At 71.9% G+C, this 15,720-nt stretch carries 11 protein-coding genes; 5 read left to right on the top strand and 6 right to left on the bottom strand.

All coding sequences use genetic code 11. From position 1 onward, the window contains the following. Positions 1-14 precede the first annotated feature (14 nt). The 3 genes from AC3RJ7_RS01815 to AC3RJ7_RS01825 all read right to left on the bottom strand — a co-directional run bounded on the left by AC3RJ7_RS01815 (position 15) and on the right by AC3RJ7_RS01825 (position 3,200). Complete coding sequence (locus tag AC3RJ7_RS01815; RefSeq protein WP_491454150.1) at positions 15-992, bottom strand: fibronectin type III domain-containing protein; 978 nt, start codon at positions 990-992, stop codon at positions 15-17. A gap of 23 nt (positions 993-1,015) precedes the next feature. Next, positions 1,016-2,461: a dicarboxylate/amino acid:cation symporter gene (locus tag AC3RJ7_RS01820; protein ID WP_491454151.1), complete on the bottom strand. Its 1,446-nt coding sequence runs from the start codon at positions 2,459-2,461 to the stop codon at positions 1,016-1,018. A 277-nt stretch (positions 2,462-2,738) separates the two neighbouring features. Continuing rightward, the gene (locus tag AC3RJ7_RS01825) at positions 2,739-3,200 is read right to left on the bottom strand and encodes a PaaI family thioesterase (RefSeq protein ID WP_491454152.1); all 462 of its coding nucleotides are present in this window, start codon (positions 3,198-3,200) and stop codon (positions 2,739-2,741) included. Between the two features lie 316 nt (positions 3,201-3,516). Between AC3RJ7_RS01825 and AC3RJ7_RS01830 the strand changes: the two genes are divergently transcribed. Then, positions 3,517-5,256 (top strand): hypothetical protein, encoded by a 1,740-nt coding sequence (locus AC3RJ7_RS01830; protein WP_491454153.1) that lies wholly within the window; start codon positions 3,517-3,519, stop codon positions 5,254-5,256. A gap of 82 nt (positions 5,257-5,338) precedes the next feature. On the opposite strand, the gene AC3RJ7_RS01835 is transcribed toward AC3RJ7_RS01830, so the two are convergent. Further along, positions 5,339-6,016, bottom strand: a complete 678-nt coding sequence (locus AC3RJ7_RS01835; protein WP_491454154.1) for a DUF305 domain-containing protein — start codon at positions 6,014-6,016, stop codon at positions 5,339-5,341. 213 nt (positions 6,017-6,229) lie between these two features. Here AC3RJ7_RS01835 and AC3RJ7_RS01840 point away from each other — a divergent pair, with 213 nt between their 5' ends. From AC3RJ7_RS01840 to AC3RJ7_RS01850, 3 genes are all read left to right on the top strand, one after another. Continuing rightward, positions 6,230-6,649, top strand: coding sequence for a VOC family protein (locus tag AC3RJ7_RS01840; protein WP_491454155.1), 420 nt, complete (start codon positions 6,230-6,232; stop codon positions 6,647-6,649). Between the two features lie 166 nt (positions 6,650-6,815). Further along, a complete protein-coding gene (locus AC3RJ7_RS01845; protein ID WP_491454156.1) occupies positions 6,816-8,657 on the top strand; it encodes a hypothetical protein in 1,842 nt (613 codons plus the stop codon). Between the two features lie 124 nt (positions 8,658-8,781). After that, positions 8,782-10,608 (top strand): cell wall-binding repeat-containing protein, encoded by a 1,827-nt coding sequence (locus AC3RJ7_RS01850; RefSeq protein WP_491454157.1) that lies wholly within the window; start codon positions 8,782-8,784, stop codon positions 10,606-10,608. Positions 10,609-10,617: 9 nt separating this feature from the next. Here AC3RJ7_RS01850 and AC3RJ7_RS01855 read toward each other — a convergent pair whose 3' ends face one another. Next, positions 10,618-11,103 (bottom strand): GNAT family N-acetyltransferase, encoded by a 486-nt coding sequence (locus AC3RJ7_RS01855; RefSeq protein WP_491454158.1) that lies wholly within the window; start codon positions 11,101-11,103, stop codon positions 10,618-10,620. Between the two features lie 65 nt (positions 11,104-11,168). Beyond that, positions 11,169-13,622 (bottom strand): cellulase family glycosylhydrolase, encoded by a 2,454-nt coding sequence (locus AC3RJ7_RS01860; protein WP_491454159.1) that lies wholly within the window; start codon positions 13,620-13,622, stop codon positions 11,169-11,171. 288 nt (positions 13,623-13,910) lie between these two features. Here AC3RJ7_RS01860 and AC3RJ7_RS01865 point away from each other — a divergent pair, with 288 nt between their 5' ends. Continuing rightward, complete coding sequence (locus AC3RJ7_RS01865; RefSeq protein WP_491454160.1) at positions 13,911-15,545, top strand: hypothetical protein; 1,635 nt, start codon at positions 13,911-13,913, stop codon at positions 15,543-15,545. The last annotated feature ends 175 nt before the right edge of the window (positions 15,546-15,720 follow it).

A 15,720-nucleotide genomic window follows, 5' to 3' on the forward strand; every position in this document is an offset into this window, starting at 1 on the left:
CGGGGTGGGATGTCTCAGGCTTCGGTGGTCGGCGCGCCGTCGACGTCGGCGGGGGAGCCGGAGTCGGCGGCCGCAGCGGCCGCGGCGGCTTTCCGGTTGCGGACGAGGCGCTGACCGAGGAGCGCCAGCCCGCCGACCGCGACGAGCGCGACGAGGATGCCGGCGCCCGCGAGCCATTCGGGTGCACCGTTCGCGGCGCTCGCCGTGGTCTCGACGTTCTCGGCGGCGGGCTTCGTCGTCGGGGTCGAGCCCGACAGCGTGACCGGGGCCGAAGCGGGCGAAGCGGCCCCGTCGCCGACCTTGTTCACCGCGACGACCGTGGCGCTGTACGTGCCGGGCGCGAGCTTCGAGAAGGTGTAGCTCGTCGCGGTGCCGGCGATCGGGATCGCGGTCCCCTCGTTCAGCGAGATCTTGTAGCCCGTGACCGCCGAGCCGCCGTCGGCCGGCGCGACCCAGCGCACCGTGAGCGACGTTCCCGTCGCACTGAGCTTCGGTGCGGCGGGGGCGAGCGGGGCCTTGGCGGCGACGCCGGCCGGCCGGCCGGCGCTCGTCGAGGTCGTGCCCGCCTCGGCCGTGCCGGCCGTGGTGCCGGCGGAGGTCGACGAGCTGGATGCGGAGCCGCCGCCGGTCGACGTGCTGCTCGATCCGCTCGAGGGAGCCGCGGGCGCTGGGGCGGGGGCGGGTGCCGGCGCCGGCTTCGGCGTCTGGGCGGGCGCGGGTGACGGCGCGGGCGCGGGCTCGCTGCCGCCTCCCGAGATCGCGGGCGGCGGGTCCTCCTGCGTGCTGTCGTACGGATAGCCGCCGATGTCCTGGCAGGCCGTCAGGTCGAAGTTGATCGAGCACAGGTCGCAGACGTCGCCGGCGGCGCTCGCCGGAGTCGCCCAGACGAGGAGGAAGGTCGGCACGGCGACGGCGAGCGCGAGGGCGGCGGCGAGTGGGCGGCGGCGCGCGGCGCGGGCTCGGGTGCGGCGGGTGCGGATTGCCAGTGGCATGGCGGTGTCCTTCGTTCTGGTCGTCAGCCGCGGCCGACGAGTTCCGGCAGGGCGGTCGTGGTGGTGGAGGCGGCAGGCGCATCCACGTCGTGGTCGGCGTCGGCGTCGGCAGCGGCATCCACGTCGTGATCGCCGTCGTCGGCGACCGTGACCCGCCCGGAGAAGACGTCGTCGTCGAGGGCGCCGGCGCGGCGCGCGACGATGACGGAGGCGGTCGTGGCGGCGGTGACGTTCGCCATCGTGCTGGCGGTGCCGGCGACCGCGCTGATCGGGATGAGCAGCACGAGCACCTCGACGGGCAGTCCCACGGCGGTCAGAACGGCGGTCGCGGTGATGATGGCGGTGCCCGGCACCCCCGCCGTGCCGAGCGAGACGAGCAGGCCGAGCACGACGAGCACGACGTAGTCGAGCGCCGTGTAGTCGATGCCGAGCGCGTTGACACTGAAGACGGCGACGAGGGTCGGCCAGATGCCGGCGCAGCCGGGCATGCCGATCGTGGTGCCGATCGGGGCGGTGAACCCGGCGACCTCGGGCGAGACGCCGAGCTTGCGGGTGAGCGTCGAGATGGTGAGCGGCAGGGTGCCGATGCTCGACTGCGTCGTGAACGCCGTGTACTGCGGCGGGGTGATCAGGCGGAAGTAGCGGAACGGGTTGAGACCCGCGAAGAGCTTCACGAGCACGCCGTTGACGAGGTAGGCGTCGATGAAGCACGCGACGAGCGCGATGACGAGCACCCCGGCGAGGGCTGCCGCCGTCTCGAGGCGCGCGACCGCGGTCGAGGTCGTCGAGGCCACGAGTGCGAGCACGGCGTACGGGGTCAGGGCGATGATGAAGCCGACCGCCTTGAAGAACACGCGCCGGGTGGCGTCGACGAACTCCTTGAACGCCCGCACCTTCTCGGGCTTCCGGTCGGCGACGAGCAGGTACGACACCGCGATCAGCAGGGTGAACAGGATGATGCCGATGATGTTGTTCGAGCCGAGGTCGCCGGCCAGGTTCGACGGGAAGAGGCCGACGATCACCTCGTCGAGGGGGCGCAGCAGCCCCGTGAGCGCCGAGCCGTCGACCCCCTCGAGCTCGAGTTCGGCGCCCTTCCCGACGCCGGTCGCGAGCGCCAGCCCGAGCGTCAGCAGGATCGCGATGAGGTTGGTGAGCAGCAGCCAGAACACCGAGCTCACGCCGATCGTGCGCAGCCGTTCGATGCTGCCGAGCGAGGTGACGCTCGCGAGCACCGAGACGACGATGAGCGGCGCGACGAACGCCGTGATGACGTTGACGTAGACGGTGCCGATGACGTCGACGTAGGCGAGGTGGCCCTGGAAGGCGAGGCCGAGGCCGATGCCCGCGACGAGCGCGACGACCGTGAGCAGCGTGAACTTCGCGCCTCGACGGCGCAGCAGGAAGAGGCCGACGAACAGCAGGGCCGTGGCGCCGGTCGCGGCGAGCGCGAGCCAGTCGACGTCAGCCATGGCGGCCGCCCGGGGTGATGGACGAAAGGGTGGATCGGTGCATGTCCCGGAGGCTATGGCCGGGCCGCGGCGCCCGATGGCGTCGTGTCGCCGTGTGAATGGCCGTGACGCCGCGCGCCCTCGTGTGTCGCCGTGCGTCACCGGAGCGGGGGTGCGTCGCGCCCTCCGCGTGCCGGCACATGACGGCGGGTGACGCCGCGGGTCGCGACCGGGTGACGCCGTGTTGCGGCCGCGGGGCGCCGCCCGTCGATCCGCGCGCCCCGGACGGCGGCGTCGGTCAGCGCGCCTCGGTGACCCGCCGCTTCTCGCGCACGTAGACCTCGCGCCGCACGCGCGCGACGACCTCGCCCGAGCAGTCGGTGATGTCGGTCTCGAACCACTCGAGCACCTTCGCTCCGCCGCGGGCGCGCTCGCGCAGCTCGTCGGCCTTCGCGCGCGGCACCTCGAAGTGCGCGGTGAGGGTGCCTCGGCCCGGCTTCACGAACTCGATCTCGCCGCGGGTGTCCCACACGACGTAGTCGCGGCCGAGCTGGTGCATCACGAGCATGAAGTAGTACGGGTCGGTCATGGCCGACATCGAGCCGCCGAACGCGGTCTTCACGTAGTTGCGGGTGAACAGGTTGACGTGCAGCTCGACGGTCGCGCTCGTCCAGTCGTCGGCGATGCGCTTCACGCGGATGCCGCTGAACAGGTTCGGGGCCCACAGGCTCATGCCGGTGGCCAGGCGTCGGGGAGTCATGCGCATGCCTCCGATTGTGCGCCGTGCGGATGCCTCCGGCGAATGCTTTGTCGAAACCCTCATGTCCTCCGAAATGCCCGCTGCGAAGCCACCCCCGTTGTGGGTACGTTTGGGGCATTGGTCGGCCTTCCGGGGCCGCGTGCGGTCACGAGGTGGTGGCCGTGCGCCCATCGGGGGGCTCGATCGTCCTGTCGAAACGCGACGTGCTGTCGAAACGAGAGATGAGGACCTGCCGATGAGATTCGACCACCGATCACCGGGCGCGCGACGGCGCGCACTCGCCGCCGCCGGAGCACTGCTCCTCGGCGCGTCCCTGATGACCGCCACCGCGGCGGCCGCCGAGGACGACCCGCGCGTCGACCTGCCGCCGGGCTACCTCGACGCCGAGGTCGCGGCGAGCAACATCGAACTGCTGTCGAGCTCCCCACGCCAGGCGCCGTTCGACGCGGCCCCCGGCAACTTCGGGTTCGTCAACTCCGACCTCGCGTTCTCGGGCGACAACGCGATCGTCGGCAACTTCAACGGCTTCCAGGTCTACGACGTCTCCGACCCCGGTGAGCCCGAGCTGCGCTCGTCGTTCGTCTGCCCGGGCGGGCAGGGCGACGTCTCGGTCTACGGCGACCTGCTGTTCATGTCGGTCGAGGAGACCCGCGGCCGCATCGACTGCGGCACCCAGGGCGCGCCCGGCACGGTCAACGCCGAGCGGTTCCGCGGCGTGCGCATCTTCGACATCAGCGACATCGACGACCCGGTGCAGCTGCCGGGCGTGCAGACGTGCCGCGGCTCGCACACGCACACGCTCGTCACCGACCCCGACGACCCCGACAACCTGTACATCTACAACTCGGGCACGTCGGGCGTGCGGTCGCCGCTCGAGCTCGAGGGGTGCGAGAACGCCCCGCTCACGACCGACCCCGTGACCAGCGGCAACCCGACGCAGTGGCGCATCGACGTCATCAAGGTGCCGCTCGCGGCGCCCGACACGGCGGCGGTCGTCAGCCAGCCGCGCATCTTCGCCGATGCCGAGACGGGCGCCTACAACGGGCTGCAGAACACGCTGCCCGGGACGGCGCTGCACCCGAGCTCCTCCGTGTACGGGCCGACCTTCTACAGCCCGACGCCGAATACGAACACGTGCCACGACATCACCGTGTATCCCGAGATCGGGCTCGCGGCGGGCGCGTGCCAGGGCAACGGCATCCTGCTCGACATCTCCGATCCGGTGCACCCCGAACGCATCGACGCGGTCTCCGACCCGAACTTCTCGTACTGGCACTCGGCGACGTTCAACAACGACGGCACCAAGGTCATCTTCACCGATGAGTGGGGCGGCGGCACCGCGGCCCGATGCCGGGTCACCGACCAGCCCGAGTGGGGCGCGAACGCGCTGTTCGACATCGTCGACGGCAAGCTCGAGTTCGCGAGCTACTACAAGCTGCCCGTGCCCCAGAAGGCGCAGGAGAACTGCGTTGCGCACAACGGTTCGCTGATCCCCGTGCCGGGCCGCGACATCATGGTGCAGGCCTGGTACCAGGGCGGGTTGTCGATCATCGACTTCACCGACACGGCGAACCCGACCGAGATCGCCTACCTCGACCGCGGTCCGATCAACACGCCGTTCACCGACCGCATCAACCTCGGCGGCTACTGGTCGACGTACTGGTACAACGGCAACGTGCTCGGCAGCGAGATCGCTCGCGGCTTCGACACGCTGGCGCTCACCCCGAGCGACCGGATGTCGGCGAACGAGATCGAAGCGGCCGCCGAGGTGCGGTTCGACGAGTTCAACGCCCAGCTGCAGGGCGCGTACGTGCACGCGCCGAGCTTCGCGGTCGCGGGTGCCTACGTCGACCAGGCCGAGCGCGACGGCAGCCTGAGCGGTGAGGCACTGGTGGAGGTGCGCGAGCACCTCGCCGAGGCCGAGGAGCTGGCCGACGAGTCCGCCGCCGACCGTGCGGTGGTCGCCCAGCTCACCAACGCGGTGCGCAAGTCGGGCCTGCCGGCCGACTCGGATGTCGTGCAGAGCCTCGAGGCGCTGGCGGCCACGTTCAGGTGAGATCCGCGGGGAGGCCGGCTGCGGCCTCCCCGCACACGGTGGGGCCCGGCGATCGCGGATCGCCGGGCCCCGTCGCGTGCCGTCAGCCGTCGCGTTCGGCGAGCATCTCCTGCATGCGAGCGATCTCGATGCCCTGGTCGGACTCGACGTGGCGGGCGAACTGGTCGGTCGCCGACTCGTGCCCGCCGCCGTCGGCGTAGAGGTCGTCGACCATCTGCACGGCGCCCTCGTGGTGCCGGATCATGTACGCGAGGAAGAGGCGGTCGAACTCGGCGCCCTCGGCCGCCGCGAGGTCGTCCATCTCGTCGTCGCTGAGCATGCCGGGCATCGCCTCGGCGTCGTGCGCGCCGTGGCCGCCGTCGTCGTTCACCGGGATCGCTCGTTCCTGCAGCCAGGTGACGATGAGCGCCTTCTCGTCCTGCTGGCTCACCGACATGCGTTCGGCGAGCAGCCGGATGTCGCGGTCGTCGGTGCGGTCGTCGACGAGCGCCGTCATCTCGATCGCCTGGTCGTGGTGGCGGATCATCGCGAGCATGAACGCCTCGTCGACCTCGGTCGATTCGGGGGCCGCGAGCCCGGCGGCCTCCTCGGGCGAGAGCGTGCGATTCGGCTCGCCCGGGGCGCCGAGCTGCACGACGGGGCTCGTCGGTTCGGGGGAGTCGGGCGGCGACGGCGTGCACGCGGTGAGCGAGACGGCGAGTAGGAGCGGGGATGCCGCCAGCAGGGCCGTGCGAGCGCTGTGGGGGCGCCGTGTCGTCATCCGCAAACCTCGTCCCCGTCGATGAGCCGTGCGCCGCACGGCCGGCCGGCCGATCGTGCGACCCTTCCATCTAACCCGAGTCGCCGGCGGGGCGGAACGGGTGCGTCGGCGACGAGTGCCGGCTCCGGTCGCGACATCCTGCCGCGCCGCCCGTCGCGGGCCGCACCCGCGCACCGCCCGCCGCGCGGGTCGCGACCCGCGTAGGGTGCGGGTATGACTTCGGATGCTTCGCCCGGGCGCCGCGTGCGCCAGCTGCGCCTCGTGGTCGAGGCCGACGACTGGGAGGCGGCGGTCGCCTTCTACCGCGACGTGCTCGGGCTGCCGGAGGAGGAGTCGTACGAGGCCGACGGCGGTGCGCGCGTGATGATTCTCGACGCCGGCCGGGCGACGCTCGAACTCTCGAACCCGGCCCAGGTCGAGTACATCGACCGGGTCGAGACCGACGGCGTGCGCAGTCCGCACCTGCGGGTCGCGTTCGAGGTGGCGGACACGCCGGCCGTGACCGATGAGCTCGTCGAGGCCGGCGCCGAGCTGCTGGCGACCCCGCGCGAGACCCCGTGGCGGTCGATCAACTCGCGGCTCGCCGCCCCCACCGGCCTGCAGGTCACGATCTTCCAGGAGCCCGAGGACTGACGCGTAACCTGCTCAGCCCGAATTCGACCGGGTCGACGGCGACGACGCGCCGACCCGCTTGCGAAGTTCCCCTATCCGGCGCGGGGAACGCCTACCATCGGAGGGGCGTGCCGCACCCCACGGCCCGCACCCCGACCCGCCCCGGCGCCCACCCCCAGGAGCCACGATGACGATCCATGCCGACGAGCCGTCTGCACCGGGCGACGGTGCCTCGGCGAACGATCTGACCTCGCGCGCTGCGCGGCGGAGCGCCGAGCTGGGCGGAACGCTGCGCCCCCGGCGACTGCCGACGCCGTCGGCGAGCGGTTGGGCCCCGCCCGCGCGGGCCGCCGCACCGCACGCCGCGTCGGCGGCCCCGGCCGCGCCGCAGGCGGCAGCGCCGGCCCCGGCGCCGGCAGCGCCGGCCCGGGCCGTTCCGATCGTCACGACGGGTGCGGCGTCGGCCGCCTCGCCCGAGCAGCAGCGCTACTACCTCTGCTGCGAGGTGCCGAGCGGTGATTTCGTCGAGGTGATCGTCGCCGTGACCGACGGCCCCCGCCGCCGCTACTTCACGACGAGCGACGGTGCTCGCCTCACCGAGGTCGATGAGGACTACTTCGTGCACCGCAGCCTCGGCGACGCCCGTTCGCTGCTCGAGCTCGACGCGCGCGAGATGGCCGAGCTCGAGGCCGAGCTCGGCTTCGTGCGCACCGTGCGCGGTCGCGACCCGCTCGCGGAGGTCGAGGCGCCCGTGAGCGCCCGACCGGTCGACGAGCCCGCACCGGATGCCTCGGCGCCGGCGCCCGTCGCCGCGCCGCAGCTCGTTCCCGAGCTGGAGCCCGAGTTCGAGTTCGGCTTCGAGTCGACGCTGCTGCCCGATGAGCCGGCGCCCGCGCCCCTGCCGCTCTCGACCACGATGCCGGAGCCGGAGCCGGAGCCGGAGCCTGAGCCCGACCCGGAGGCCGAGCTGGGGCCGGAGCCCGAGCCCGAGGCCGCGATGGAGCCCTGGGTGGAGCCGGAGCCTGCGCGCGAGCTCGAGGCGGCGGCCACGGCCACGGCCACGCCCGAGGTCGAGCCGCTGCTCGCGAGCCTCCTTCCGGTCGCACCGGTCGACGGCGAGCTCGACGAGGTCGTCGCGGCCGAGGCATCCGTGTCGTTCGCACCCGAGCCGCCGGCCGCCGAACCCGCCCCGGAGTGGCCCATCGATCCCGAACCGGCACCCGCCGAGGCGACCGAGGCGGTCCGTGCCGCGCCCGAACCGACGCCGACGAGGCCCACGGCCGCGTGGCCGGCCGAGCCCGTCCTCGAGTGGGCCGACGAGCCCGAGGTCGTGAGACCGGCCGGTGGCGCAGGCACGCCGTGGTGGCTCGCCCCGGCACCCGCCGACGCCCGGGCGATCGCCCGCGCCGACACCGCGCCCGGCACCGACGACGACCGCCGAGACCCGACCGACCCGACCGAACGAACCGACGTGAACGAGGAGACCGACCGCATGGTGACGGGAACGAACGCATTCGAGCAGCCCGGCGGCGGGGCATCCGTGACGCCGATCTGGGCGGTTGCGCCGCAGCCCGACGCCGACGCGGTCGTCGCCGCCGCCGCGCAGGTGTCGCTCGCGAAGGGCATCGCGTTCGTCGCGCACCGCGGCATGTCCGACAAGGTCGGTGCCGCCTACATCGACCACCCCGGTCGCGTCGCCGAGCGCTTCGACCCGATCGCCGAGCCCGTCGCCACCGCCGCCGCGTGGTTGCACGACGTGCTCGAGCACACCGACGTCACCGCGCAGGAGCTCCTCGAGGCGGGCGTGCTGCCCGAGGTCGTCGAGGTCGTCGTGCTGCTCTCGCGCACACCCGACCTGCCCGAGGCCGAGTACTACGGCCGCATCCGCCGCCACGCGATCGCGCGAAGCGTGAAGATCGCCGACGTCGACGACAACTCGGCGGCCTGGCGCGTGCGCAAGCTCGACTTCGAGTCGCAGCAGCGCCTCGCGGAGAAGTACCGTCACGCCCGCGAGATGCTCGGGGCGTAGGAACCGCCCCCAATCCGGGGTGCAAAACGGCCGCATGGCGACCCCAGTCCGGGGGCCGTGCGGCGTTTCGTCGAACAATCGCGAATACCGTGAGGGGTTCAGCTTCTCCTCGTCTGGATTCGAAATGCACCGTCTCATCACCGCGCTCGTCGTCGTGCCCGCCGTCGCCCTCATCGGGGCGCTCACTCCGATCGCGGCGACCGCCGCGACACCGGGGTCGACCGTCGCCCCGTCGGCCCTGCTCGGTGAGCTGAAGGTGCTCACGCCGGCGACGGTGACGTACGACCGCGACCTGTTCGCCGAGGGGCTCGACGCCGACGGCGACGGATGCCGCACGCGGCAGGAGGTGCTCCTCGCTGAGACGCACGTGCCCGTCGTGACGATCGACACGTGCACGATCGTGAGCGGCGAGTGGCACTCGCTCTACGACGGCGCCGTCGTCACCGATCCGGCCGAGCTCGAGATGGACCACGTCGTCGCGCTCAAGGAGGCCTGGGTGTCGGGCGCGCACGCGTGGACGAACACCCAGCGGGCCGCCTACGCGAACGACCTCGACATCGACCAGACGCTGCGCCTCGTCACGTCGGCGACGAACCAGGCGAAGGCCGACAACGATCCGGCCGAGTGGGTGCCGTCGAACAGCGGCGCCCTCTGCGAGTACGCGATCGACTGGATCACGGTGAAGTACCGCTGGAAGCTGTCGATCGACGCCGCCGAGAAGACCGCCGTCCAGGGATTGCTGAGCTCCCACTGCGGCTCGACGACGATGGTGGTGCCGCCCGTGCGGACCGATGTGCCGACGCCGAGCGACCCGGTCACGCCGACCCCGACGCCGACGCCGACGCCGACCCCGACGCCGACCGGTGGCGTGAACCCGCTGCCCGAGGGCGTGCACCGCCTCGCCGGGGGAGACCGGTACGCGACGTCGGCCGCGATCGCGAGCCGGTTCAAGCCCGGCGTGCCGGTCGTGTACGTCGCCTCGGGGGCGAACTACCCGGACGCCCTGTCGGCGTCGGGCCTCGCCGGCTTCCAGGACAGCCCGCTCCTGCTCGTCGCGAAGTACGAGATCTCGTCGTCGGTGTGGAACCAGCTGACCCGGCTGAAGCCGAAGCGCATCATCATCGCGGGCGGCACCGGCGTGGTGAGCGGCTCGGTGCAGCAGAAGCTCGCCACGATCGCACCGGTGCAGCGCATCGCCGGCACCGACCGCTACCAGACGAGCCGTGCCCTCGCGAAGGCGTCGCCCGCGAAGAGCGGGACCACGTTCGTCGCGACCGGGCGCGACTTCCCCGACGCGCTCTCAGCGTCGGCCGCCGCGGCGAAGCAGGGCGGCCCGGTCATCCTGCTCGACGGCAAGCGCACCGCTGTCGACACCGCCACCCGCGACGCGCTGAAGGCGGTGGGCACGAACCGGGTCCGCATCGCGGGCGGCACCGGCGCGGTGAGCTCCGGCATCCAGACGTCGCTGCAGAGCTCGTACACCGTGAACCGCCATGCCGGTGCCGACCGGTACTCGACGGCGGTCGCGATCAACAAGGCCGTCTTCCCGTCGGCGGGCACCGTCTACCTCGCGGTCGGCACCGGGTACGCCGACGCCCTCGCGGGCGGTGCGCTCGCGGGCGCGACCGATTCGCCGCTGTTCCTCGTGCAGCGCACGTGCGTGCCGAAGGTCGTGCGCGATCAGATCATCGCCCTCGACCCGTCGACGATCGTGCTGCTCGGCGGCACAGGGGTCATCTCGAACTCGGTGGGTTCACTGACCGTCTGCGCCACGGCAACGACACCGCCCTCGAAGCCCGCGGTGCCCGACGACGTCGACTGCGCCGACTTCTCGACGTGGCGCGCCGCCCAGGACTGGTTCGACAAGTACTACCCGTACTACGGCGACATCGCCCGGCTCGACGGCGACGGCGACCGCATCGCCTGCGAGACCCTGCCGGGGGCGCCGTAGCCACGGCGGTCAGCGCGCGGGCGGCAGGTCCTTCGCGAACCAGTGCTCGGCGTACGGGCTGTCGTTGAAGGGCTCGACCTCGGCGTAGCCGAGCTTGGCGTAGAGCGCGCGGGCCTCGACGAGGTCCGAGCGGGTGTCGAGCCGCATGATCGAGCGCCCGGCGGCGGCGGCCTCGGCCTCGGCCGTGCCGACGAGTGCCGCGGCGAGCCCGAGGCCGCGCGATTCGGGCGAGACGAACACGCGGGTCAGCTCGGCCGTGCCGGCATCGACGTAGCGCACGCCCGCGCAGCCGAGGGTCGTGCCGCCGGCGGTCGCGACGAAGAACGCCCCGAGGTCGCCCCGCAGGTCGTCGTCGGGGTTCTCGGTGAGCTGCTCGTCGATCTCGTCGGCGGTCGACGGTCGGCCGTAGTAGCGCGCGATGATGTCGTCGAAGTAGCGCCGCCGGATCGCCGTGCCGACGGGGCTCGCCGGGTCGACGCGGGTGATCTCGGGCATCGCACCACAGTACTTCTCACGGGGTGGTCTCGATACGCGTGCGACTTCGTCGCGCGCTACTTGCCCTACTCGACCGACGTCGACAGCGAGTACTCGCCCTCGGCGCAGCCCGTGAGCAGCCAGCCGCCGGGCACCTCGTCGACCTCGACGTCGCTGACGCCGCTCGACTCCACCGTCGGCTCCGTCGAGCCCGGCACCCATACCTGCAGCCCGCACGTCTCCGAGGCGACCTCGCCCGTGAGCGACATCGTCGCCGCGGCATCCGCCTCACCGGTGACCCCGGCGCGGAGGCTCGTGAGCACGCCGGGCGCCTCCTGCGGGTACGCCCGCGACAGGATGCTCAGCAGGTGGTCCTTGCGAGGCGCCTCCTCGCCGGTCGCGCAGAACTCCGAGAGCAGGCCGTTGCCGAGCTCCTGGATGCCGTTCTGCGGGTCGCCGCACGCCTGCTTCCACACCCAGTACGCGCTGCCGAGGATGCGGGCGTCCTCTTCGGCGGCGTACCGCTCGAGGTGCGCCTTCGTCGACTCGTCGTCGCCCCAGTAGCCGTACTCGCCCGACCACATCGGCATGCCGAGCTCGTCGGCCACGCGCTGGCCGAGCTCGAACTGCCGTTCGGTGCTGACGATCGTGGGGAGCCCGAGCGAGGCATCCATGGTGATCGACTCGGCGTAGAGGTGCGGCGAGAACGCGACGTTGAGGTCGTCGGTGAAGCCGCGCGCGGGGCCCGAGTCGAAGCCGAGCCCCGACCACAGGATGCTCGGCTCGACGAAGACGATCTGCGGCGCGCCCGCCTCCCGGATCGCCGCGATCGCCTTCGCCGAGTACTCGCCGTTCTTCTTCGACGTCGTGACGGGGGCCGTCTCGCCGAAGCCGGGCTCGTTGAGCAGGTCGAAGCCCGCGACCCACTCGTTGTCGGCGAACTCGCCGGCGAGCTCGCCCCAGGTGCGGGCGAGCGCCGTCTGGATGCCGTCGGTGTCGAACCAGAAGTGCTCGAACGCGCGGTCGCCCGCGGGTGAGATGTCGCGGCCCGTGAACGAGCAGCGGGGCGTGCCGTCCCAGTGGGTCGCCCACTCGGGCGCGCCGTCGTAGCCCCACATCGGGTCGGTGCCGGGGCGGCATACGGTGCCCTCGGCGGTCGGCAGGTTCGACCAGCCGTCCTGATGCATGTCGAGCACGGTGCGGATGCCGTACTGCTCGCCCCACGCGACCGCCTGCTTCACCGTGGCCAGGTACTCGGGGTCGAGCTCGCCCCGCGTCGGCTCGAGCGCCGACCACGACAGCCCGAGCCGCACGACGTTGAAGCCGTACGAAGCCATGTCGGCATAGTCCTGCTCGGTGAGCTCGCGGGTCGCGGGCACGTCGGCGCGCGCTTGGTAGAAGTCGACGAGCTGGTTGACGTTGACGCCGCGCAGCAGCACCTGGTGCCCCTCGCCGTCGGTGAAGCGCCCGTCTTCGACGCGCAGGAACCCGGCGGGCACGGATGCCTCGTTCTGGGCGGTCGCGACCGCCGGCGCCGCGGGGGCGAGGAGCGAGGCGGTGATCGCGGTCACCGCGACGACGGCCACGCCGACGCCCACGCCCGCCGCGATGCGTGCCGGCGAGGCATCCCGGTGCTCGGTGGTTGCGTCGCCCGCCGCGGTGACGTCGCCGCGCGCCGCCCGCCGCGCGACCACGTGGTCGGCGACGAGGGCGACGACGGCCGCGATCCAGCCGACGCAGGCGCCGAACGCGAGCCCGTCGGCCACATGGATGTAGGCGGCCATGAGCGGCCAGAGGTCGCCGCGGAACCCGTCGTCGACGACGAGCCCGACGAGCGACTGCACGAGGCCGAATAGGCCGCCGGCGACGAGGGCGCCCAGCCAGGTGCCGAGGAAGCCGGGCACGCGCCGCCGCATCCAGCGGATCGAGAGCCACGCGGCGCCGATGAGCAGGAGCATCGAGACGATCATCGAGATCAGGCCGTCGTCGGGGCGGGGCGTCGGGATGCCGGGCGCGTACGTCGCGCCCGTCCACCACGACCCCGCGAGCAGCGGCGCCACCGCGCCGAGCGCGACCGCCGCCGGCCACACGGTGACCCCGTCGGTCGAGTAGGCGCGAAGCGCGGTATCGAGACCACGCCGTCTCGCGACGCCCCACTCGACCACCCGCACCACGCCCGCCACGATCAACGCCGTCGGCACGGCCTTCGCGGTGACGTACCCGCCCGCCCACGCCGCGAGCGTGAGGTCACCCGTCATCGCCAAGCAGGCGGCCGTCTGCGCGAGCAGGGCCGCGAGCACGACGCCGGCCGCCAGCGTCCAGAAACGGTCGCCCGCACGCACCGCCGCCCACCACACGACGGCGAGCATGACGGGCACGAACACGACGTACCGCGCGACGGGCCACCAGAGATCGAATCGCGGCGTGCCGCCGGGCCAGCCGACGAGGGCGAGGAGGCCCGTCGGGTCGATCGCGGCCTGAATGATCAGCAGCAGGGATGTCGCGGCGACGGCGACGATCGGACGGCGCAGGTTGCGCATGGCACTCCATCGTGACGGGGATCGGGGTTCAGCCATCCTCGGCGCTGGTTTCCAGCGGGTCAATACCCAAGTGGGACAAGTGACCCAGTTGTGACCTTCGCGTGGCCCCGTCGGTCGGTCGAGTAGGCGCGAAGCGCCGTATCGAGACCCGGGTCGGCCGGGATCCCGGCCAGTGCATCCGCTCTCGTCGCATCAGCCCACGGCGCGACCATATGATCAGGGACGTTCAAAGGACCTCGAGCAACGTTCGGCTCGAGGCGCGCGTTCTGGTTGCTTGGGAGTTCTGGGGTGGGTCTTTCCTGGTTTCGTCGTCGGTCGGCAGTGAACCGTTCGGTGTTTCCGGTGCCGTGGGATGCCACGCGGCCGAGCATCTTCGGGTACCTCTCGCGGTTCGAGGTTCCGGATGGAGGTTCCCTGCCCGAGGAGGCGTACGAGCTTCCGGACGAAGAGATCGTGGCGGCACGGCAGGGCGGGGGCGTGCGCTGGGCGCCCGGGGCGCTCGACGGGGTTCTGGGGCATCACGCCGGCGCAGGGGATGGCCCGGACGTCGATCGAGTGGCGCAACTGTTGGCTCGCGCGGTGAACACCGGCTCTACGCGGGCGGTCAAGGAGTTCTACGATTCGGTCGTCGACGGCGCGGTGTTGAGCCTCGTTGACCCACTGCGTCAGACGGTCGCGGAGCGCGGCGAGATCGCACCTGATCGCCTGCGAACCTTCGCAGCGTGGCTGATGACCGAAAGCCCTGACCGTGACGCCGTGAAGGTCGGCATCGCGCTGTTGGGCATGGTCACCCCGCTGGAAGACGTCGGACCATTGCGGGTGCTCGGCGTCCATGACGAGTTCACGTTGTACGCCGGGGTGGCGCTCGGCTCGCTCCCCGATCCAGAAAATGAGGACAGCCAGTGGTGGTTGGCGCGCCGGGTCAACGGATGGGGCCGTATCCAGCTCGTCGAGCGTCTCGCAGGGACGACGCGCGCCGACATCCGTGGATGGATGCTGCGAGACGGGTACCGCAACTCGGTCATGAATGAGTATCTGGCGTACACCTGTGCGGTGACCGGCGGCTTGTCGGACGCGCTCGGCGATGACGACATCGATGATGCGCTGCTCCGGGGAGCCGGGGAGATCCTGTGGGCGTTGATCGGCGGTGGGCCTGCGGAAGACATTTCTGATTACGCCGACGGGGCGGAAGCCGTCCAGCGCTACTTGCAGCACCTCAGCCGTCGGATTCCGGCGCGGGCGGACGAGTACCTGACTGTCGCGGCGATCAGAAGCTTCGCCGCGAACTCGGCCGGAACCGACGACGAGCCGACCACCGGAGGATCAGGATGGAGCGCGGGCCGACGTGGAGAGATCGAAGCCTCCGCCGAGCGGATCCTTTCGGACCCGCGTTGGAAGGTGCTCATCACCTCCGGACTGCAGTCCGAGGACATGCAGACGTTCTGGCCTGCCGCGAGCGCGGCCGACCGGATGGGATTGGACGCCTGGCCGGCGCGCTTCGACCGACTCACTTCTGGGAGCTATTCCCAGATCTACTACCTCATGCGAACGGAGGATCCCGCCCGCATCCGACGGGTCGTCGACTGGGCGACCACGACGCTCGAGCTCGAGGAGCTCGGTACCGGACCGGCCGAAGAGATGGGCTTCGGCCCGACGTATGCCGAGCACGGCGCGCTCGACGCGATCCTGCAAAACCTCGGACGGTTCCCCGGCACCGGATGGCCGCTCGTCGAGGTCGGCCTGCGCAGCCCCGTGATTCGAAACCGGAACATGGCCATCAAGACGCTGCAGGCATGGCCGACCGAGGAATGGCCCTCGGAGGCGCGCGCTGCGGTACTCGCTGCCCGAGACTTGGAGCCCGTTGCCGACGTCAAGCAGCGTCTGGAGGATCTGCTCGGTTCGCCCGAGCAGCCGGACCGCTGAACACTCGCCGATCGGCGGTTGCATCGTCGGTCGGCCGAACCCGTGCGCAACGCAGCACCGCGTGCGAACACCTTCGAGCAACCCGCCCTTGACCCCCGCCCCGATCGCCCGCTAGTGTCGCAAGGCTGCGCCGACCGCGCAGCATCCCCGGAATCTGGAATGGAGGCGGCCATGA

It is taken from the genome of Agromyces solani, assembly GCF_058349925.1.